Here is a 19,989-nt window from a genome sequence, read left to right as displayed (position 1 = left end):
ATCTTACCCGCCGACGCGGTTGTGCCTAATCGGGCTCTCAGCTTGGCGGCTGTCAGCCGCGGTCGTTGAGGTGGGCGAGCACCCGGCGGGCGCTGAAGAAGAACAGCACGCCCGCGAAGAGGGACGAGATGCCAAGCCCCATGACCAGGCCGGACCACCACGGGCCCTGGCGCCACGCGGCGGCCGCGGTGGTCTCGGTGTCCGGCGCGGCGTAGGCCACCGGCTGGGCGGGGCCTGCCCCTGCGCCTGGGGGGCGTCGGGGATGGGCTCCGCGGTAGAGGGGGCGGCCGCGGTGGCCTGGGACGCGGCGGGCTTCGCAGCGGGCTTCGCCGCGTTGGACGCAGGTTTAGCGTTGCTGGCCGTATTCCCGCTGGCCCCGTTCCCGCTGGCCGTATTACCGCCGGCCCCGTTCGCCGTGGACGCCGCGCGGGCAGGTGCGCCGGCAGACTGCGCCTGCCCGCTCGCCGGTGCGGCCGGAGCGCGGCCGGACTGGCTCGTGGGCTCCCCGGCGGGGGCGCGCCGCGCCTGGGTGGGCGCCGTTGAGGGCGCTGTCGCGGTCGTCGAGGGGTAGATCTCCTTGAGCACCTGGGAGGTAAAGCCACCCCATGCCTTATCCAGCGCGGTGAATTCCCTGGTGATGCCGTTGAGGCTGCGGGCGATCTCGTCGGGGCGAGATGCGCCGGTGCTCGGGGGGAGTGTGTCCTGCTCCACGCACCTGACGGTGACGCTGCCCCCGTCTGCCTCAGCGAGGGTCTTGTCGCCGACGAGGAACAGCGTGGTCAGGGTGTCGGTGTGGCCGCCGAAGGCAACCTCAAACGTGACGGAGTAGGCGCCTGGCTCGGTGAAGCCCCAGTTGACGTGGAGGTGCTGGCGTACGTTGAGGTCGATCCTGGAGCTCGGCGAGGCGCTGTCGAGCAGAACCTTCGTCGTCTCGCCGAGAGAGGAGGTCCACGCGAGGACGCGCCCGGGGCCTTCCACGGAGGCGAAGGAGACCGTCGCGGTGGTGTCGATCTCTTCGGCAGAAAACCCGAACCACGGCAGATCGGGCGCCTGCGTGGCGCTCAGGAAGTACATGGGTGAGGGCAGGGCGGAGTCGGGGATCTTCCGGTGCGTTGACTCCGGCACCGCGAAGGAGAAGGTGCCCGAGGCGCGGTCGGTGCCTTCGTCACGCACGACGACGGTGCCGTTCGGCTGGGGGCGCAGGTCCTGGTGCCCGTTGCGGATAATGTGGCCGACGTCGACGGCCGTGTCGCACACCGTTGACTCGGCGGCAAAGGACGGCGGGGCCATAAGCAGGGGAGAGACGGCGAAAGATGTGGCGAGGAGTACGGAAGCGAGTCGTTTCATGCGGGTACTTTCGATCGGAATCGGACGGGGTTGGCAACCCAGGTGAGCAGAAAGACGGCGGTCAAGGTGAGCACGATCGTCGCGCCGGCCGGCGCATCGAGGGCCCAGGACAGATACAGCCCGAGCACAGACCCGCCGACGCCGATGAGGGCGGCGAGCGCCATCATCGACGGCAGTCGGTTGGTGAGCAGCCGCGCGGTAGCGGCCGGTGTGATGAGCAGCGCAAGCACGAGGATGTTGCCGATGGTGCGCAGCGAGATCACCACCGCGGCCGTCACAGCCAAATAGAGGATCACATCGAGCAGCAAGACAGGCAGGTTCATCGCCCGCGCGGTTTCGCGGTCGAGGGCCAGGGCGGTCAGCTGCGGGGTCAGGGCGATGAGCAGCGTGACGACGCCCACCCCGACGACGAAGGCCACCAGAATATCGGCCTCGGACACGCCCGTGATGGAGCCGAAAAGGATGCTGGTTAGCGAACCGGTGTAGCCCTGCACCCGCGAGATGATGACCAGACCGAGGGCGAAGGAGGCGGCGAAGAAGATGCCGATGAGCGTGTCTTCTTTCACCCGGCGGCGTTGGGAAAACACGGCGATGAGCAGCGCCACCGTCGCACCGGCGACGGCCCCGCCCGCCAGGATGGACACCTCGAGGGCGAAAGCGATCGCGATCCCGGGGAAGACGGCGTGGGCGACGGCGTCACCAATGAACGCCATGCCGCGCAGCACCACGTGTGTTCCCACCACGCCGCACACCGCGGCGACGATGATGGAGATGACCAGAGCGCGCGGCAAGAAGCCGAGAGCGGGGTTGGCGAGGTCGGAGACGAACTCGACAGGGCTGAGCATTAGGCCTGCACCCCCACGGAGGATAACAGGGGCGAGTCGGGGCGCACGCCGAAAGTGTCGATCCACGGCTGCGCGACCGTCAAACGCGCGCGCGGCCCCTCGGCGATAACCGTGCGGTTAAACAGCACCAGACGGTGGCAGGCGTGGACGGCCTCTGCAAGGTTGTGGGTGGACATCACGATCGCGGTGCCCTGCCCGGCGAGTTCGTCGAACAGGTCGAGTAGCTGCTCTGAGCTGGGGATGTCGAGGCCGGTGAAGGGTTCGTCGAGAAGCAGCGCCGTGGGGCGCGTGGCCAGAGCGCGCGCGACGAGCACGCGCTGGCGTTGCCCGCCGGAGAGCTCTTCGATGGGGCGGTGCGACAGCTCGGTGAGCCGCACGCGCTCAAGGGCCTCGTCGACCGCGGCGTGGTCCGCTTCGCGCGGGCGGCGGAAAAAACCGATCAGGCCGGTGCGCCCGCCCATGACGGCGGTACGCACGTCGATGGGGAAGTCCCACGCAACCTCGTGGCGCTGCGGCACGTATCCGATGAGCTCGCGCACCGCACGGCCCGATGTCCCGCACACCTCGACGCGGCCGGAGTCGATCGGGATGAGCCCCAGCACGGAGCGCATGAGCGTCGTTTTGCCTGCGCCATTCGGTCCAAGCAGACCGACGAACTCGCCCGCATCGACCGTGAGGGAGGCGTCGCGGATCACGGGCCTGCCAGCAAGAGTTACCGCCAGGTTCTCAACCTCTAGCACGCTCATCGACGCCCACCCTTGCGCCGCACGGCCACCAGCGCGACGGCGACGACCACGAGAACGAGCACGCCGGCGCCCGCCAGCCACCACGCGTTCGACGCCTCCGAGGCGCCCGGGCCCGCGCCCGCGTCGGACTCAGCGGCGGCGCGGAAATCGCCCTGCCACTGCGCCTGCTGCGCGGCGTTGACGTCGGTGGCGTCGCCGACAGCAAAAGTGATGACCTTGGTGGCGGAGGTTTCTCCGCCGTCGAGAAGCGGCACGGTCACGCGCAAAGCCACCTGATGGATACCCGGCTCGGTGAACACCCAGTTGGCGTGCGTGTGCGTGTTCAGCTCGGCGAAGAAGGGCTGCGCTCCCTCTGCGTCCGAGTTCCACAGCACCTGAGGCGGCTCGAAACCGCCGTTTTGCAGGAAGAGGCTGAACCGGCCGGGGCCCTGATGGCCGGCGAACTCGAAGGTCACCCCCCGGTCGGCAGCGCTGATGAGGTCGGGGTTTTGCGTATTCCACCCCAGCCACGGGACGCCCGGCACCTCCGTCTGCGGCACGACCCACACCGACGCGCCGGGCTGCGCGCCGATGAACTCGAACTGCTCGTTGTCGGGAAGGGTCTGGGCTGCGGCGTCGCCGACACGCAGAACCACGTCGTCGGTGTGGCGCCAGATCGGGGGAACGGCCGTGTCGTCGCGCGCGAGCAGATCGAACTCACCCGGGTTCGCCCCCGGCAGCGGTCCGAGGTCGACGTGGCCCGCCTCGACGGTCGCGGCGGTCCCCGGGTCTGCGACGGCCTCGTCCGCCGTCACCGTTTGCTTGAGGGCGGGGTCGACCGGAGCCATCGCCGCGAAAGCGGCGGGGGAGAGGGCAAGGGAGGCCGCAACGGTTACAGCGGCGGCGCGGGTGCGTAAAAACATGGGAAAATCTTCTTTCGTATGCAAACGTGAGTGGGTGTCTAGGACAAGCAGCGAGCTAGGCTGTCCGCGTTCTGCTTCATAAAATCGCTGTAGGTCGGGGCCTCGTCGTCGAGGGTGTCACCGCGAATCGGGCACACTGCGATGCCAAGGTCCCTCGCGGTTTCCGTCAACGGAGAGGACTGTCGCGCCAGCTGAGGTTCGAGAAACACAGCCGGAACCTTGAGGTTTTCCAACGTGCGGGTCAAGGCGATGAGGTCGCGCGGGGTCGGCTCCACCGCCGGGTTGGGGCTGACGAACCCAGCGATGGACACCCCGTAGGCGCGGCCGAGGTAGGCGTAGCCGTGGTGGGTGGTCACCAAATGACGGTTCTGCGGGGGGATCGCGGCGATGCGCTCGCGCACATACGCGTCCACCTCCGCCAGCTCCGCCAGGTAGGCGTCCGCATTACTGCGGTACTCGGCCGCCCCGGCGGGGTCGACGCGCACCAGCTCGTCGCGGATCACCTGCACCATCGCCGCGGCAGCCGAAACGTCGTGCCACACGTGCGGGTCGCTCTCCCCGTGAACGTGGCGGCCGAGCACGGCCTGCGGCAGCAGGTACGTTTCCGACCCCGGGCGGCCCAGGAAGCGAAACGCCGGGTCACCCGGGATCGGCTGCAGCGTCGTGCCCGGCACCGCGACGACGGCGCGCGCCGGGTCGAGCGACTCCTTGGCGCCGAAGTCGGCGTCGCGGACCAGCTCGAGGGCGCCTCCGCCCGCGGTGATATCGACGTGTCCGGAATCGAGGATCACGGGGTCGGAGATGGGGCTCGACGTCGCCGGGTCCACGCCGACGGCCACCGTGATGGTCGCGGACTCGCCGTTGCTCGCGGCAACGTCGAGCTCGTAGACGCCGGGTGCGCTAAACGCCCACGACACGTGGGTGTGCGCGCCTTCGGGCAGCGCGACCTCATCGTTCGCATCCAGACCGTCGGCGCTGTTGAACAGTACCTCGGGCTGGCCGAACGTCGAGGTGATGTAGGCCGCGACGTCGCCGGGCCCGCGCGCGTCGGTGAGGGTCACGGTGACGTGGTCGGTCGTCGACAAGCTCGTGCCTGCGACCCGCAGGCCGAGCCAGACCGCGTCGAGGGCGACGTTTTCTACGAGGGTGACAAGTTCCGTGCCGTACCGGGCGAGGTTTTCCGCAACTGGCACAACCGGCGTGCCCTCTGGGGTGGAGTGCTCCACCGTGGCCACAAGCGGCGCCGGCTCCAGGAGCAGGCCGTTCATGAGGGCGAGGTCGGCGTTGGCAATGTCGCGCACCGCGCGCAGACCCGGCTCGTAGGAGTGGGGGTCCGCCCCCGGCGGGATGAGAGAGCGCACCGAGGCGCGTTCGCCCGCAACGTTGGATGCGAGGTCCGCCAGGATCGTAGTCGTGGCCACGACGGAGGGTCCTGCGCCCGCCGAATCCTGGCTGGCCTGAGCCGAGGAGCACGCTGTGGTGCCCAGCGCGGCGGCAAGAAGGCTAACGGCGAGGGCTACTGCGCGCTGCCTCACCGGTGTGCCCTGCCCATCGCGTAGGAGAAGCGCGCAACGCCGATACCGAACACCAGCAGGCCGAGGCCGAGGATGGCGAACGGCAGTGTCATAGGCGTAGTCCCGGTGTCCGCCAGAGTGCCCTGCGCCTGGGGCCGGTTCTGAGCGGCGGGCGCGCCGTTTGTACCGGAGGCATCGCCGGCGGTGCCTCCTGCGCTCGCCGCGCCCGCCGCGCAGTCTCCGCCAGCCGGATCGAACTGCCCGCCCAGGTCGAAGTGGCCGCCCAGGTCGAAGTGGCCGTCGTTGGCGTCGCCGCCCTGTCCAACGTGGAAGGTGATGACGTCGGTTCCCGAATACGTCGTGCCGTCCTTCACCGTGGACTGGCGGATGCCGACCTTGTAGGTGCCGGGTTTGCTGAACAGCCACATCGGGTGGACGTGCGTGTTCGGCGCGATGGTGTGCGAGCCCTGGCCGCGGCCGTCGCCGCCGCGGAACCATTCTTCGCCCATGATCTGGCCGAGGCCGCCCTGCGTGAACACGACCATGGTGCCGGGCCCGTCAAAGGAGGTCAGCTCCCACGTGACATCGCCGACTTGGTTCTCCAGCATGCTCGGGTGCTGCGTGTTGGCGCCAAGCCAGGGAACACCGGCTTCTTGGACGGCGCCGATCATCCATGCCTCGCCCGCCGGGACAGGGCCGACGGGTTCGGGCAGATTCTTCTTCGCCGCATCGCCCAGCCCGAAGGAAAGCTCGCTCGGCGAGCGCCAGACCGGGGGAACGCTGCGATCGTCCTTGATCATCGGGATGATGCCTGGAGTGCACTTCTGGCCGGCAGCGGGCGCTGCGGCGCCGCCTTGGTTTGTTCCGGGGTTCGTTGCGGGGGTCGTGGCGCCCGCTGCGGGGGCGGGAGCTGCCGCCGGGGCGGGGGCACCGCTGCCGTCGCCGACGACCCAGGTGTAGGTCGCTGTGTTGCTGGACACCCCGTTGCCGGAGGCGTTGACGCGCATGGTGTACACGCCGGGCTCTGTGAACGCCCAGTTGACGTGCCGGTGGGCTGGGTTCGCCTGGGTGATCACGGAGCCGCTGGTCAGCGCGAGTGAGCCGTCATTGGTGACGGGGTTGATCCCGCCGAGGCCCGCGGTTTCGAAGACAAACACGTCGCCGGGGCCGCTGACCTCGTTGAACACAAGGTCGATGGCGGAAAACCCGCCGGCGACCACGGCTTGGGTATCCCACCCCGGCCAGATGATGTTCGGGTTTTGGGTCTGGGGCAGGTAATAGGTGGCCTGGCCGATCCCGTCGACGGCGGCCGTGGCATCCGACCATGCGGCGTCCGTGACTACGAGTGAGACGTCCTCCGGGGCGTGGCGCACGTGGCTGCCCGTCACGTCCTCCTTCAGATCGAGGACGAGACCACCGCCGTCCGCGGTGACGTTGAACGCGTCGATGTGGCCGGAGTCAAACGCCAGCCCTTGCGCCGCGGCAGGCGGGGCGAAGCCCACCACGATCAGAAGCAGCAGCAAGAGAGACGATGGCGCGAGTTTGGTCGGTGCCATGGGAGGAAACTGTGTCCTTTCTACGTGCATTATCGGCGGAAGAGTGAGGTGAACCACGCGGCGAGAGCAGGAGCGTGCTGAGCGAAAAAGTTGACCACTGCCAAGCCAAAGACAGCTGCCATGACCACGCCAATCACGGAGTACGGGTCGATCGAGGAGCCGCTGGACTGGTCGCCGGATTGCCCTGGGGTGCTTGGGTCAGTTCCGTGGTCGTCGTCGGGGTTGGGCTGTGGTGTGGGGGTGGGCTGTGGCGTGGGGGTGGTGCAGTTGCTGGGGTTTTTTGCGGTGGCGACGGCGTCGTTGCCGATGGCGAAGGTTGCCTTTTGTACTTCGGACGTGAGGTCTTTGCCGTCTTTTGTGCGGGCGGTGTACCAGACGTTGAGGGTGTAGGTGCCGGGTTGGGTGAAGATCCAGTTGGTGTGGACGTGGGTGGGGCGGCTGATGTCGATGGTGGTGTCGCCGTTTTTGGTGTTGAGTAGGGGGTGTATCCGCCGAATTCGTCTTGGAACATGACGAGGTGGCCGTTTTTGGGGCCGTCGGCGATGTCGATGTGGAGGTCGACGGTGCCGTCGATGCCTTCATAGTCGATGTTTTGGGTGTTGTAGCCGGGCCAGATGATGTCGGGGTTTTGTGTTGCGGGCAGGAGGTAGAAGGGGGAGTCTTTGGGGCCGACGACGTCGAAGAAGGGGTCGGAGAAGGCACCTTTGCGTTCTTTGCGGGCGTTGTTGTGGACGCCGAGGACGACGCTGTCGAGGCGGCGTTCTTTGACGCCGGGGGTGGTGTTGGTGTCGTCTTTGAGGACGATGCCGAGGTCGGTTTTTCCGCCGGTGGCTGCGATGTCCACGTGGCCACGTTCGATAACGGGCCGCGGGGTGCACACCTCAGGATCGGGGCTGGGCGTGGGCTTCGGCTGGGAGCCCGCGGCTCCGAGAGCACCCTCGGCGGTGAGTGTGGTCGATACAGAATAGGGGGCGGGCATAGTGAGGACCCCGGTCGAGGCCGCCACCGTGGGGTGAGGCACAACCTCCAGGCGGGCGGTGGCGCCGTTGAAGTCGTCGTATGTTTCGAACACGTACTCCGCGCGGCCGTTTTCTACAGTGCCTTCGAAAGCAACCGATGCGAACTCGTCGTCCTTCTTATCGTAGAGGCCGCCGCGTAGGAAGCCGCGGATGCGTTTGTCTTCGAACTCGACGGTGACTTTCCCCTTGCCCTTCCCAGCCGGCTCGATCGTTGCGGTGTAGTTGAGGGTGGTGGGTGTGTAGTCCTTGGTGGGCAAGACCGTGTTGGCGGGGTCGTTGGTCGGTTCGGTGAGTTTGGCGTTGCCGTGGTCAGAGGTGACCGTGTTGGTGGCGCCTGTGGCGTAGGGGAGTGGGGGGGAGATCCAGCGTGCGCCGGTGGTGCCTTTGGGGGTGAAGACGGCTTGCAGGGTGGAGTCGAGGGGGCCGAGGTGTTCGTTCCAGCTGGCGGTGCCTTTGGTGACGTCGAGGTCGGTGAGGAAGTAGCCGTTGATGAAGAGGGTGAGGGTGCCTTCGAGGGAGGTGTCTTTGGCGGTGAAGGTCAGGGTAGACAGGTGTTCGTCGCCGTCTTTCTCATGGGTTTCGTTGGGGGCGACGGAGAGTGTGTAGCCTGCGTCGGCGAGGTTGCCTTCGGGGGCGTTGTTGTAGCGCTCCTTCGTGGAGGGGGTCGGGGTGTCGTGGGGTTGTTTGCCGCCGACTTGGATGGGCAGGGTGGTCAGTTCAGAGCTGATGATGGTGCCGTTGTGGTCGCGGGCAACGGTGCGGTAGGTCAGCTCGTAGCGGCCGGGACGCGAGAACGTGGTGAAGTTGTGCGTGTGGTCACCGGAGGTAAGGAAGTAGGAGCGCGGGCCATCGGAGGAACTGAGCAGGCGTTCGACGGGCGCGTTGTCTCGTCGCCAAATGAACTTTTCCACCCGGCCGGGGCCGTCGACGGAGACGAGGTCGAGCGAGACGGTGTTGTCACGGAACTTCTCGGTCGGCAGATCGCTTGCGCCGAAGCCGAGCCACACGGGGTCATTGTTGCCATGCGTGATGTTGGGCGCGGCGTAGAGGACGTCGCCCGGCTGTCCCAGGAAGCGGAACTGGGGGTCGTCGGGAACCGTGAATTGGTACTGGCTGTTGCTGTTGAGCCCCCAACCTTTTCCTGTCCAGATCGCGGTTTCGTCGACGTTTTTGACGGTGTTTTCGCCGTAAGACGTCTTCAGCGTGAACGCGTCGCCTGTCCAGAACGTCTTCGGGGCGTCGACGTGGGTGCGTGTCGCGATGGCTTTGCCGTCGTCAGGCCCGGCGACGGCGGTGACGGGAGTGAGGAGGAATAGCGCGGTTACGACGGCGGTGGCGCGGCGTGCGGTGCGGGAAGTGCCCACGATAGCGTCCTTTCGGATCAAGGCTGGAACGCCCTAGAATCTACTTAATGCAAAACAGTTTCAATAAAAGAGGGGGGGGCGACCACCCCCGTTCGGCGCGCAGTGTGCGGCGATGCTGTGAGCGCACGCGTGTCGACGGGTACGGGGTCGCGCTCCCCCTGCTTAACGCCCGGTCAGGTTGCTCAGCCAGCCGGTGATGGCCGGGATGTTGGCGGCGAGAAGAGCCAGCAGGCCGGCGCCAATGACGGCCGCCGCCGCGATTCCGGCGGTCGCACCAGCGCCGAGCGAGGAGCCGCTGGATTGGTCGCCGGATTGTCCTGGGGTGCTTGGGCCGGTCCCGTGGTCGTCGCCGGGGTTGGGCGGTGGTGTGGGGGTGGTGCAGTTGCGGGGGTCTTTTGCGGTGGCGACGGCGTCGTTGCCGATGGCGAAGGTTGCTTGTTGTACTTCGGACGTGAGGTCTTTGCCGGTTTTTGTGCGGGCGGTGTACCAGATGTTGAGGGTGTAGGTGCCGGGTTGGGTGAATATCCAGTTGGTGTGGACGTGGGTGGCGTAGGTGATGTTGATGGTGGTGTCGTCGGTTGCGGTGTTGAGTACGGGGGTGAATGAGCCGAGCTCGTCGTGGAACATGGCGACGTGGCCGTTTTTGGGTCCGTCTGCGATGTTGATGTGGAGGTCGACGGTGCCGTCGATGCCTGTGTAGTCGATGCTTTGGGTGTTGTAGCCGGGCCAGATGATGTCGGGGTTTTGTGTTGCGGGCAGGAGGTAGAAGGGGCCTTTGGGGTCGACGATATCGAAGAATGGGTCCTTGAATGCGTCCGTGCGTTCTTTGCGGGCGTTGTTGTGGACGCCGAGGACGACGCTGTCGAGGCGGCGTTCTTTGACGCCGGGGGTGGTGTTGGTGTCGTCTTTGAGGACGATGCCGAGGTCGGTTTTTCCGCCGGTGGCTGCGATGTCCACGTGGCCGCGTTCGATAACGGGCCGCGGGGTGCACACCTCAGGATCATCGCCGGGCGCCGGTTCCGGCGTCGGCCTGGGGAGTGGACTAGTCGTCGGGGGAGGAGACGTGGTGAGCGCCGGTAGTAGGGCACCTTGTGTGCGTTGCGACTTACCATCTGAATGGCGCTCCGGCATGACTGCCGTCACTCCACCTGCGTTGATCAGCGGGTGAGGCAGGAGCTCGAGTCGGATCTCGTAGTCCGAATACCCGAAATCTTCGAACGTAAGCTCAGCACGGCCATTCTTGATGAATGTTTCGAACTCGTGCGTCACAAATGTGTCGGCTGGGCTGCTATAAAGCCCACCCCGAAGGAACCCATCAATCTTCGTGTCCTCGAACTCAACTGCGACTTTGTAACGTTTCTCCCCGAGCGGGTCAATTGTTGCAATGTAGTTGAGGGTGGTGGGTGTGTAGTCCTCGGTGGGCAAGACCGTGTTGGCGGGGTCGTTGGTTGGTTCGGCAAGTTTGGCGTTGCCGTGGTCAGAGGTGACCGTATTGGTGCTGCCTTTGGTGTAGGCGAGTGTGGGGGAGATCCAGCGTGCGCCGGTGGTGCCCTTGGGGGTGAAGACGGCTTGCAGGGTGGAGTCGAGGGGGCCGAGGTGTTCGTTCCAGCTGGCGGTGCCTTTGGTGACGTCGAGGTCGGTGAGGAAGTAGCCGTTGATGAAGAGGGTGAGGGTGCCTTCGAGGGAGGTGTCTTTGGCGGTGAAGGTCAGGGTAGACAGGTGTTCGTCGCCGTCTTTCTCATGGGTTTCGTTGGGGGCGACGGAGAGTGTGTAGCCTGCGTCGGCGAGGTTGCCTTCGGGGGCGTTGTTGTAGCGCTCCATTGTGGAGGGGGTCGGGGTGTCGTGGGGTTGTTTGCCGCCGACTTGGATGGGCAGGGTGGTCAGTTCAGAGCTGATGATGGTGCCGTTGTGGTCGCGGGCAACGGTGCGGTAGGTCAGCTCGTAGCGTCCTGGGCGCGTGAATGTGGTGTAGTTGTGCGTGTGGGTTCCCCGGGTGAGATACACCGAACGTGGGCCGTTCGCGGAGCTAAGCAAGTGCCGGAAACCATATGGTCCCTCGTGCCAGACAAACTTGTCCACTCGACCTGGCCCGTTTACGGAGATGAGGTCGAGGGAAGCTTTGCTGTCGAGGAACGAGTCGATGGGCAACTCGGAGTCGGCACCATAGCCGAGCCACACGGGATCACGTGTGCCATACGGATTCTGCGGTGCTGCGTAGACTACCGTGCCTTCTTCTCCAAGGAATGCCATGGCGGGATCGTCTGGAACCGTAAACTGGTACGTGCTTGCGCCGCGTCCCCAGCCTTTGCCGACCCATACGACGGTGTCCTCGAGGGGAACGTTGTTGCCATGTCCAAGGTTTGTTTTTAAGGAAAAGGAGTCGCCTTCCCAGAAGGTTTTGGGAGCATCTATGTGTTTCTTGGTCGCGATGGCTTTACCGTCGTCGGGCCCGGCGACGGCGGTGACGGGGGAGAGGAGGAATAGCGCGGTTACGACGGCGGTGGCGCGGCGCGCGGTGCGGGAAGTGCCCACGATAGCGTCCTTTCGGATCAAAGTGAAAACGAGTTCGGGAAAGCGGCTAGGTCAAAGGTGGGGTGAGGCTCGGTCGGAGGCGACATGGCCCTCAAGAGCTTTTCGACGCTCTGTTGGCCCCACCCCCGGTGTCAGGCGTATTGGCGGCGACGGCTAATTCTGCTTAACGCCCGGTCAGGTTGCTCAGCCAGCCGGTGATGGCCGGGATGTTGGCGGCGAGAAGAGCCAGCAGGCCGGCGCCAATGACGGCCGCCGCCGCGATTCCGGCGGTCGCACCAGCGCCGAGCGAGGAGCCGCTGGACTGGTCGCCGGATTGCCCTGGGGTGCTTGGGCCGGTCCCGTGGTCGTCGCCGGGGTTGGGCTGTGGCGTGGGGGTGGTGCAGTTGCTGGTGTCTTTTGCGGTGGCGACGGCGTCGTTGCCGATGGCGAAGGTTGCCTTTTGTACTTCGGACGTGAGGTCTTTGCCGGTTTTTGTGCGGGCGGTGTACCAGACGTTGAGGGCGTAGGTGCCGGGTTGGGTGAAGATCCAGTTGGTGTGGACGTGGGTGGGGTCGTCGATGTCGATGGTGGTGTCGCGGGTTGCGGTGTTGAGTAGGGGGGTGAACTTGCCGAACTCGTCGTGGAACATAGCAACGTGGCCGTTTTTGGGTCCGCCTGCGATGTCGATGTGAAGGGTGACAGGGCCATCGATGTCGGCGAAGTCGACCTTTTCGGTGTTGTAGCCGGGCCAGAGGAGTGCCTTGTCCTCGACCTTAGGGAGGAAATAGAACGGAGCTCCGGCGAGGCCGACGAAGTTAAAGAACGGGTTGGTAAACACGTCTTTGCGGGTCTTTTTGGCCGTGTCGCTGACACCGAGGATGACGCTGTCGAGGCGGCGTTCTTTGACGCCGGGGGTGGTGTTGGTGTCGTCTTTGAGGACGATGCCGAGGTCGGTTTTTCCGCCGGTGGCCGCGATGTCCACGTGGCCGCGTTCGATGATTGGTCTGTTCGCGCAGGTGCCCGTTTTCGCGGGCTGTGCCGTGACAAACGTAGTCGGTTCGGCAGTTGCCGTAGCCGGGGCAAGGAGGCTGGCCGCTGCGATCGCCGCGATGGCAGAGCGGCCCCATGCTGAGCTGTGCATATCTAGAACCCTTCCTATGAGGCGACTGGGATTCTTTATAAAAGTAACTACTGGAAACGGTTTGCAATAGTCCAGGCGGCGGACCTACCCCCGCTGTAGCCTCGTTCGGCCAGCTTGTAGGCCGTTGTGGCGCCTCGTGAAAAAGATTTTCATTACCCCCGTCGGGTGGCGGACCTGCCCCCAGGGGAATCCGCTTGGGTCAGTACCATGGCGGGCATGACTGATTCCCCTGCTCGCGCGCCGATGCGCGTCCGTTTCTGCCCGTCGCCGACCGGAACCCCGCACGTGGGTCTGGTGCGCACAGCCCTGTTCAACTGGGCGCAGGCCCGCCACTCCGGCGGCACCCTCGTCTTCCGCATCGAAGACACCGACGCCGCCCGCGACTCCGAGGAGTCCTACCAGGCGATCATCGACTCGTTGACCTGGCTCGGCCTGGACTGGGATGAGGGCGTGGTCAAGGGTGGCCCGCACGAGCCCTACCGCCAGTCGCAGCGCATGGGCATCTACAAGGACGTCCTAGATAAGCTCATCGAAGCCGGCGAGGTCTACCCGTCCTACTCCACCAACGAGGAGGTGCAGGAGCGCCACAAAGCCGCCGGCCGCGACCCGCAGCTCGGCTACGACAACTTTGACCGCGAGCTTTCCGACGCCCAAATCGCAGCCTACGAGGCCGAGGGCCGCAAGCCCGTCTGGCGCCTGCGCATGCCGGACCAGGACTGGACCTGGACCGACCTGGTGCGCGGCGAGGTGACCTTCAGGTCTGAGACCCAGCCCGACTATGTGGTCGCCCGCTCTAACGGCGCGCCCCTGTACACCCTGGTCAACCCGGTCGACGACGCGCTCATGCAGATCACCCACGTGCTGCGCGGCGAGGACCTGCTGTCGTCGACCCCGCGCCAGCTGGCGATGTACGCCGCACTGCAGCGCATCGGCGTCACCGACTTCACCCCGAAGTTCGCGCATCTTCCTTTCGTGATGGGTCAGGGCAACAAGAAGCTGTCCAAGCGCGACCCCGAGTCCAACCTGTTCAACCACCGGGACAACGGCATCATCCCCGAGGGAATGATTAACTACCTCGCGCTTTTGGGCTGGTCGCTGTCCGCGGACAAGGACATCTTCACCGTTGATGAGCTTGTCGCGGCCTTCGACGTCTCCGACGTCCTCGGCAACCCCGCCCGCTTCGACCAAAAGAAGCTCGAAGCGATCAACGCCGACCACATTCGCTTGCTCGATCCTGCGGATTTCGAGCAGCGCCTGCGCAACTACCTCACCGAGTTCACCGACTTCCCGGCTGATTACCCGGCCGAAAAGTTCGCCGTCGCGGCGGAGCTTGTGCAGACGCGCATCAAGGTACTGTCCGACGCCTACGGGCTGCTCAAGTTCCTCGTCACCGCCGACGAGGACCTCGAACTCAACGAGAAGGCCGCGCGCAAGAACCTCAAGCAGGCCGCCGAAGAGCCTCTCGACGCCGGCATTGCCGCCCTGGAGGCCATCGATGAAGGGGAGTGGAGCACCGCGTACATTGAGGACGCCCTGAACAAGGCCCTCATTCACGACCTCGAGCTCAAGCCGCGTACCGCGTTCGGTGCCCTGCGCGTTGGCATCTCGGGCGAGGCGGTCTCGCCGCCGCTGTTCGAGTCGATGGAGCTGTTGGGCAAGAAATCGACCCTGGCGCGCTTGCGGGCCGCCCGCGCGGTGACCCCGTACGTGGCTGCTGGCTAGTTACGCGGGTGTCATTACGGTGCGGCTTTTAATGCCGTTGAGCTGGCGATTTGTTTCGTCGCCAGCGTGATGGTTATAGTAATTCACGTTGTTCAGAGAGAGCAGCTCGAAAGAGTGGCAGGATCTGAAAAACGATGGCCTATGGTGTAATTGGCAACACAACGGTTTCTGGTACCGTCATTCTTGGTTCGAGTCCAGGTAGGCCAGCTGCAGAGCCATCTGCTAGTCCTTGCCCCGTTCGTCTAGCGGCCTAGGACGTCGCCCTCTCACGGCGGTAACACGGGTTCAAATCCCGTACGGGGTACAAAGTAGGAGCGGGGCAGCCGGTGATGAACCGGGCTGCCCCGCTCCTTTATGTCTTTTTGTTGTGGGGTTAAACGAGGGTTAAACGACAAAGGGTTAAGGGTCAAAAAGTGTGTCTGGAATCGGTGATTTCCGGTGTCTGACCTTTGTGGTTTCCGAAAGTATATGCCCCAAGGGCGTATATCCGCTGTTGTGGTCGTATATCCCCGGTGTGGCGTGGTTGATGTGGTAGGAGCAGGTGGTGTGGTGGCTCAATGCCGAAGAACCGACCACGCTGCCACTGCGGTGGGGAAATGAAACGCAACGGAACCACATCCAACGGCACCGCTCGGTGGCGCTGCAAAATCTGCGGTGCATCGACCACCAAAACCCGCAGCGATATCACCAGCCAAGCGGTGTTTCGACAATTCATCGAGCACTGCACATCGACCACCGCCCTGAGGCAGATCGCATGTGTAGAGTTCCTTTTTCCACATTCCTACCCTCCACTAAACCCGGGGCAAACCAAGTATTATTAGGAGTGGTGTTGATGAAGGGATCCCTTAAATTGAATTTTTCCTGGCTCGCGCTATGCGGATGCTGTCTATTTCTCTCTTCCTGCACCGCAACAGAACCGCCCCCCATTGCTGAAATTGCGGAGGATGCGCCCACATGGCAATGGGTAGGACTCTCAACCCCCGTATCTGGTTCACTTGTGTCGACCAATCGCAACGTTGTTTTTGCGGCCAGTGACGAAAGCGTGAAGCCGGTTTTCAAAACTGCACCCGTCTACTACCCCTCCTTGCAGAGGCTTCAAGACGGGTATATTGTCCCCGACCGCGATCGGATCGTATTTCTAGACGGCAGTCTCCAAGAAAAAACGAGCCAAAGAATTCCAGGATTGGGTTTTCCTACGATGGCTACGGCAACTGGGGCCTCCAATGGAGAAGCGGCTGCATGGACTTTCAATGTTGGTAACGAGAGCCAACCGTATAGACGGTTGATCGTGTCAATTGTCGGAGAAAGCATTAACACAAGTGTGAGGGACAACGTCCCATCTTCAGTGCGATCCTGTGACGACGGATCCGTCGTCTGGTTTGAGCAAAATGATAGTGTCGGCAGGACACTAACGGTTGCCCGAATGGGCGCCGAGGGTGAAGTCGTTGAAAATGCAGTGCCTTTACTTCAGAAAGGTGTAGTTTCTGAGCCATTTACCGCTCTCGGATGCGGTGATGAGAAATCCTATATAGCGGTCGCGAATGAGCAAGAAGGGATTGATATCTTTAGGCTCGGGAACGAAGAACCCCCTCGTTCCCTTGACTACGTGGGCTCTATGAGTGGTTTACCTTCCCCTGGGATCAATCGCTCTACGCAAGTGACGGAAGGGAAAGTTCGCCAGTTCTCTCAGCAGGGCACGATATCAACAGTCGATCTTTCCCAACAATCCATAGTTGAGTCTGGTCCGCTACTGCCAGAAGGACAACGACCAGTATCTGCAACCATTGAGGGAGATTCCATTAATGTAGCCACTCAACCGATCGATGGCTCTCCTCAGTTCACCGTTCATTCTTTTTCGTTAGAAAGACCCACAGCGAGCGGCGGTGGTTTTGCACTCGATGGAATAAGCGAGCTAGCTGGCGAATCCGGGATAGGAGCACCCTACGTCATTCCCGTTTCTATCTATCGCGTAACAGGTTGAGATAACTTCCGCTTCCTAGGCCAATGGGGCGCGATCACGCCCAGGCGGGTCGTGCGTCGGTGAGTTTTTGGGTTGCGTCCGCTAGCGTGGTGTACCTGTGACTGTCGGTGAGGGACCTCATGAACGTGTGAGGCGGCCACCGCAGTACCTTTCGAATCAATTCCAACATCTCCTCGAAAGGAACCAACGCGATGACCGCTGGACCCAATCATATCGACCCGACCGCCTACCTTGATGAGCTGCTCGCCCAAGCATCCCCGGATCTGATGCGTCAGATGCTGCAGGACTTCATCAACCAGATCCTCTCCACCCAAGCAGACAGCATCTGCGGGGCCGACTACGCCACAGTCAGCGACACCCGCACCAACCACCGAAACGGCTACCGCCACCGCGACCTGGACACACGCGTGGGCACCATCGACGTGAGAATCCCGAAACTTCGCCACGGATCATTCTTCCCCGACTGGTTGTTGGAGCGCCGCTCACGAGCAGAACGCGCCCTGGCCACCGTCGTAGCCACCTGCTACCTCAAGGGGGTCTCCACCCGCCGCATGAACGACCTTGTCGCCACCCTCGGGATCACCAACCTGTCGAAGTCACAGGTGTCTACCATGGCCAAAGAACTCGACGTGATGGTCGAAGACTTCCGCACCCGCCCGTTGGACACCGGCCCCTACCTCTATGTTTCCTGCGACGCGCTGACGATGAAGGTGCGTGAAGGCGGGCGCGTCGTCAAAACCAGCGTGCTGCTGGCCACCGGGGTTAACGCCGACGGGTACCGGGAGTTGCTTGGTATGCAGGTCGCCACCGCCGAATCGGCCGCGTCGTGGACCGGGTTCTTCCGCGACCTGAAAGCCCGGGGCCTGGATCAGGTGTACCTGGTCACCAGCGACGCCCACCTAGGCATCCAAGCCGCTGTGGGTGACTGCCTACCCAACGCATCCTGGCAGCGGTGCCGCACCCATTTCGCGAAGAATCTGTCATCGATGGTGCCGAAAACCCAGTGGCCGACATTGTCGGCGATGTTTCACACGATCTTCCAACAACCCGACGCCCAGGCCGTGTGGGACCAGGCCCGAGACGTCATTGAGTTTTGCCAGCAGAAGTTCCCCCATGTGGCGGATTACCTGGAGGAATCCTTGGACGACCTGCTGGCGTTTACGAACGCGCCGAAAGCGGTGTGGACGAAGGTGTGGTCAAACAACCCCACTGAAAGGCTCAACCGGGAGATCAGACGTCGCACCGACGTCGTGGGGATCTTCCCCAACCGCGACGCCGTCGTGCGTCTGGTCGGGGCGGTACTCGCCGAGCAACACGATGATTGGATCCAGCAGAAACGCTACATGTCGCTAACCAGCCTGGAACAGACCAAGACGATGATGACAGCCACCGTCATTGATGCCGGCGAATCCACTCAGGAGGTTGCATGAGCCCACGCCAGCACCGAGCTCGTGACGGCCCCTGACACCGTCATCCTGCTTGTTCATATCGGAAGGCAGATACACCACCACCGTGGACTTGACCAGTTTTTGGGACGTTGCTGCCGGCGCCACGCTTCCTCGCGCGGGAGAGCGCCCCCCGTTAAGCCTCGAAGTCAAAACCGCGTTGAGGGTGTGGATCTTCGTCAGGTTCAAGCCGAGTTGGTAGATTGCCCGTTCGGCGTCGATTGGCGGTTGGGAGGTGGTGTGACGGTGCACGACGCGTTGGATGTGGAGCAGGCAGCGTTGCACTTTGCTGGTGGGCCTGCTGTTCTTGATCGCGCTTGCGGCTTTTGGGCCGCCGTGGGTGATCACGATCAGTGTGGCGGCGAAGCGCTCGAACAAGACGGTGTAGGAGGCTGTGGTTCGCGCCGGCGCCAGGGACGGGCGATGACGTGGTCGGCGGTGGCCGCGGCGAGCAGGCAGCCGGCTGCGGTGTAGGTGCTGGTGTGGGCGGGGTGTGGGATCAGGTACGTCGATGAGTCAAAACTGTTCGAATCGGCTCTGCAGAGTGGTTGGGCTGCTGTCGGCCCGGGGAGCGACGGCGGCCGGGCTCGCGTCAGCAGTGAGGAGATCGTTGAGCCGTGTAAAGGAGGCTGCGTTGGTGATGCCGGGCGGTGTTGTGTTGACCAGGCTCCGTCGTTTATGCGCCGTCGTCTGCTCAAACGGGGCCGAACTTGGGACGGTTCATGAACCCCCACACGGCGAGCTATGCGGTGGGAACAAGTAATTTCCAAGGTTACTGTCAGGTAAAGTTTTGGGTGAAAACTCCCCATCGCCGCAGCCTTCGCCAGCTTCCGCTCCGATAACGACCCGGTGGCGCTTCCTGCGCTGCTCATCTCGGCGCTCATGGGCGGGCTCGTCGGCTACCTCTCCTTCGAGCGCTTCGCCTTCGAAACCAGCTCGAAGCTGGGCTCCAGTGGCGTGGACCTCGCCGACTTTTTCCCGGACCCAGAGGCCCCGCCGGGGGAGTTCGTCGGCCTCAAGCACGTGCGCAACAACCTGTGGGAGCTCACGGTGTACTCGCCGTCGATCCAGCGCAACATTACCAACGACCTCGTCCTGACCGAGGGGGGCGGACAACACCGCGCCGCGCCCTACTTCCTGCCTCCTCCAGCGCGGGAGGCGGCGCGCCCGACTTCTTCCGAGACAAGCTCATCAACGTGGTCACGCCGCGCGGCGCGATCGGTCCTCAGCAGGCGGGCTGGTCGAAGGGGGCCCACTCTCGGCCTGGACACGTGGACGACCTATTTGACGAAGGAGCTTCCTTCGCTTATCGGCGCCCAGTTCCACGGCACGGGACACGACGCCATCGCGGGGATGTCGGTGTCGGGCGGGGCCGCCCTGCACATCGCCACGCTCGAGGAGCGCTTTAAGGTGGCCGGGACCTACTCCAGCCGCCAGTCCACGACGGGCGCGCTCGGGCAGGCGTTCGCATCCTCCACCGCGCGCTTCTGCGGGGCGGACCCGAAGAACCTGTGGGGTAGCTCGGCGGACCCAGCGTGGGCCGCACACTCGCCGGTGCTCCACCTCGACGATATGCGGGGCCTCACGCTTTTCGCCGCCGCGTCGCGCGGCGTCCCTGCCGACACGGACGAGCCCGTCAAGGATTCCGCGGCGCCGCTGTTGGTCGTCGACAAGCAGTTCGCGTACACCTGCACCCGTTGCTTCGTCGACCAGGCGCGCTACGCGGGGCTCGACGTCGACGTCTACGAGTTCAACGAGGGCACCCGCGACTGGGGACTGTTCCGCCGCCAGCTCCCGGCGACCCGGGTAACAATTGGCCGGGCTTTGGGCGTCGAGTAGCGAAAGAAAAGGCGCGGACGCACCGAAAACGTGCGTCCGCGCCCGCGTGCGTGGGGA

Annotated in this window: 14 protein-coding genes, 2 tRNA genes and 1 pseudogene; 7 read left to right on the top strand and 10 right to left on the bottom strand. The window is 64.2% G+C overall.

Annotated features, from left to right (window positions below; all coding sequences use genetic code 11):
• Window positions 1–3 precede the first annotated feature (3 nt).
• The 9 genes from BLT81_RS05435 to BLT81_RS05395 all read right to left on the bottom strand — a co-directional run bounded on the left by BLT81_RS05435 (window position 4) and on the right by BLT81_RS05395 (window position 12,945).
• Window positions 4–1,347 carry a choice-of-anchor M domain-containing protein gene (locus BLT81_RS05435; RefSeq protein ID WP_083337251.1) on the bottom strand — a complete coding sequence of 448 codons (1,344 nt, stop codon included), beginning with the start codon at window positions 1,345–1,347 and terminating at the stop codon, window positions 4–6.
• Entirely contained in the window at window positions 1,344–2,192 is an 849-nt protein-coding gene (locus BLT81_RS05430) for an anchored repeat-type ABC transporter permease subunit (RefSeq protein WP_019194978.1), read from the bottom strand. Before BLT81_RS05430 ends, BLT81_RS05435 begins: the two co-directional genes overlap by 4 nt.
• On the bottom strand, window positions 2,192–2,938 hold the full coding sequence (locus BLT81_RS05425) for an anchored repeat-type ABC transporter ATP-binding subunit (protein WP_040421795.1): 747 nt from the start codon (window positions 2,936–2,938) through the stop codon (window positions 2,192–2,194). The genes BLT81_RS05430 and BLT81_RS05425 overlap by 1 nt, the downstream gene beginning before the upstream one ends.
• Entirely contained in the window at window positions 2,935–3,840 is a 906-nt protein-coding gene (locus BLT81_RS05420; RefSeq protein ID WP_019194976.1) for a choice-of-anchor M domain-containing protein, read from the bottom strand. The genes BLT81_RS05425 and BLT81_RS05420 overlap by 4 nt, the downstream gene beginning before the upstream one ends.
• Window positions 3,841–3,878: 38 nt before the next feature.
• Window positions 3,879–5,375 carry an anchored repeat ABC transporter, substrate-binding protein gene (locus BLT81_RS05415; RefSeq protein ID WP_040421793.1) on the bottom strand — a complete coding sequence of 499 codons (1,497 nt, stop codon included), beginning with the start codon at window positions 5,373–5,375 and terminating at the stop codon, window positions 3,879–3,881.
• The gene (locus BLT81_RS12930) at window positions 5,372–6,910 is read right to left on the bottom strand and encodes a TIGR03773 family transporter-associated surface protein (RefSeq protein ID WP_019194974.1); all 1,539 of its coding nucleotides are present in this window, start codon (window positions 6,908–6,910) and stop codon (window positions 5,372–5,374) included. Before BLT81_RS12930 ends, BLT81_RS05415 begins: the two co-directional genes overlap by 4 nt.
• A gap of 133 nt (window positions 6,911–7,043) precedes the next feature.
• A complete protein-coding gene (locus BLT81_RS13005) occupies window positions 7,044–9,293 on the bottom strand; it encodes a choice-of-anchor M domain-containing protein (RefSeq protein WP_197675222.1) in 2,250 nt (749 codons plus the stop codon).
• A 162-nt stretch (window positions 9,294–9,455) separates the two neighbouring features.
• A complete protein-coding gene (locus tag BLT81_RS05400) occupies window positions 9,456–11,825 on the bottom strand; it encodes a choice-of-anchor M domain-containing protein (protein WP_051011580.1) in 2,370 nt (789 codons plus the stop codon).
• Window positions 11,826–11,988: 163 nt separating this feature from the next.
• Window positions 11,989–12,945, bottom strand: a complete 957-nt coding sequence (locus BLT81_RS05395; protein ID WP_040421790.1) for a choice-of-anchor M domain-containing protein — start codon at window positions 12,943–12,945, stop codon at window positions 11,989–11,991.
• Between the two features lie 207 nt (window positions 12,946–13,152).
• Between BLT81_RS05395 and gltX the strand changes: the two genes are divergently transcribed.
• The 6 genes and pseudogenes from gltX (at window position 13,153) to BLT81_RS05375 (ending at window position 18,078) form a co-directional block, all read left to right on the top strand.
• Window positions 13,153–14,667, top strand: coding sequence for a glutamate--tRNA ligase (gene gltX, locus BLT81_RS05390; RefSeq protein ID WP_040421788.1), 1,515 nt, complete (start codon window positions 13,153–13,155; stop codon window positions 14,665–14,667).
• Between the two features lie 135 nt (window positions 14,668–14,802).
• Window positions 14,803–14,874, top strand: a tRNA-Gln gene (locus tag BLT81_RS05385).
• A gap of 24 nt (window positions 14,875–14,898) precedes the next feature.
• Window positions 14,899–14,971, top strand: a tRNA-Glu gene (locus BLT81_RS05380).
• A gap of 253 nt (window positions 14,972–15,224) precedes the next feature.
• A pseudogene (locus tag BLT81_RS12615) lies at window positions 15,225–15,422 on the top strand (transposase-like zinc-binding domain-containing protein); the annotation flags it as partial.
• Window positions 15,423–15,499: 77 nt separating this feature from the next.
• On the top strand, window positions 15,500–16,648 hold the full coding sequence (locus tag BLT81_RS12610) for a hypothetical protein (RefSeq protein ID WP_156784086.1): 1,149 nt from the start codon (window positions 15,500–15,502) through the stop codon (window positions 16,646–16,648).
• A 191-nt stretch (window positions 16,649–16,839) separates the two neighbouring features.
• Window positions 16,840–18,078: an IS256 family transposase gene (locus BLT81_RS05375; protein WP_083337246.1), complete on the top strand. Its 1,239-nt coding sequence runs from the start codon at window positions 16,840–16,842 to the stop codon at window positions 18,076–18,078.
• Here the strand turns inward: BLT81_RS05375 and BLT81_RS12605 are convergent.
• Window positions 17,998–18,471 (bottom strand): hypothetical protein, encoded by a 474-nt coding sequence (locus BLT81_RS12605; protein WP_156784085.1) that lies wholly within the window; start codon window positions 18,469–18,471, stop codon window positions 17,998–18,000. The two genes, BLT81_RS05375 and BLT81_RS12605, sit on opposite strands and share 81 nt — an antisense overlap.
• 471 nt (window positions 18,472–18,942) lie before the next feature.
• On the opposite strand from BLT81_RS12605, the gene BLT81_RS05370 reads away from it, so the two are divergent.
• The gene (locus BLT81_RS05370) at window positions 18,943–19,932 is read left to right on the top strand and encodes an alpha/beta hydrolase-fold protein (RefSeq protein WP_051011578.1); all 990 of its coding nucleotides are present in this window, start codon (window positions 18,943–18,945) and stop codon (window positions 19,930–19,932) included.
• The last annotated feature ends 57 nt before the right edge of the window (window positions 19,933–19,989 follow it).

It is taken from the genome of Corynebacterium timonense (genome assembly GCF_900105305.1).
Classification (GTDB): domain Bacteria; phylum Actinomycetota; class Actinomycetes; order Mycobacteriales; family Mycobacteriaceae; genus Corynebacterium; species Corynebacterium timonense.
The sequence above is the reverse complement of the archived record's forward strand: the minus strand, read 5'-3'. Positions and strand labels throughout refer to the sequence as shown.

Coding starts and splice junctions, on each gene's coding strand:
- gltX (WP_040421788.1), top strand. CDS start 13,153: ATGGCGGGCATGACTGATTCCCCTGCTCGCGCGCCGATGCGCGTCCGT.
- BLT81_RS05395 (WP_040421790.1), bottom strand. CDS start 12,945: ATGCACAGCTCAGCATGGGGCCGCTCTGCCATCGCGGCGATCGCAGCG.
- BLT81_RS05425 (WP_040421795.1), bottom strand. CDS start 2,938: ATGAGCGTGCTAGAGGTTGAGAACCTGGCGGTAACTCTTGCTGGCAGG.
- BLT81_RS05430 (WP_019194978.1), bottom strand. CDS start 2,192: ATGCTCAGCCCTGTCGAGTTCGTCTCCGACCTCGCCAACCCCGCTCTC.
- BLT81_RS05375 (WP_083337246.1), top strand. CDS start 16,840: ATGACCGCTGGACCCAATCATATCGACCCGACCGCCTACCTTGATGAG.
- BLT81_RS12610 (WP_156784086.1), top strand. CDS start 15,500: ATGAAGGGATCCCTTAAATTGAATTTTTCCTGGCTCGCGCTATGCGGA.
- BLT81_RS12930 (WP_019194974.1), bottom strand. CDS start 6,910: ATGGCACCGACCAAACTCGCGCCATCGTCTCTCTTGCTGCTGCTTCTG.
- BLT81_RS05435 (WP_083337251.1), bottom strand. CDS start 1,347: ATGAAACGACTCGCTTCCGTACTCCTCGCCACATCTTTCGCCGTCTCT.
- BLT81_RS05420 (WP_019194976.1), bottom strand. CDS start 3,840: ATGTTTTTACGCACCCGCGCCGCCGCTGTAACCGTTGCGGCCTCCCTT.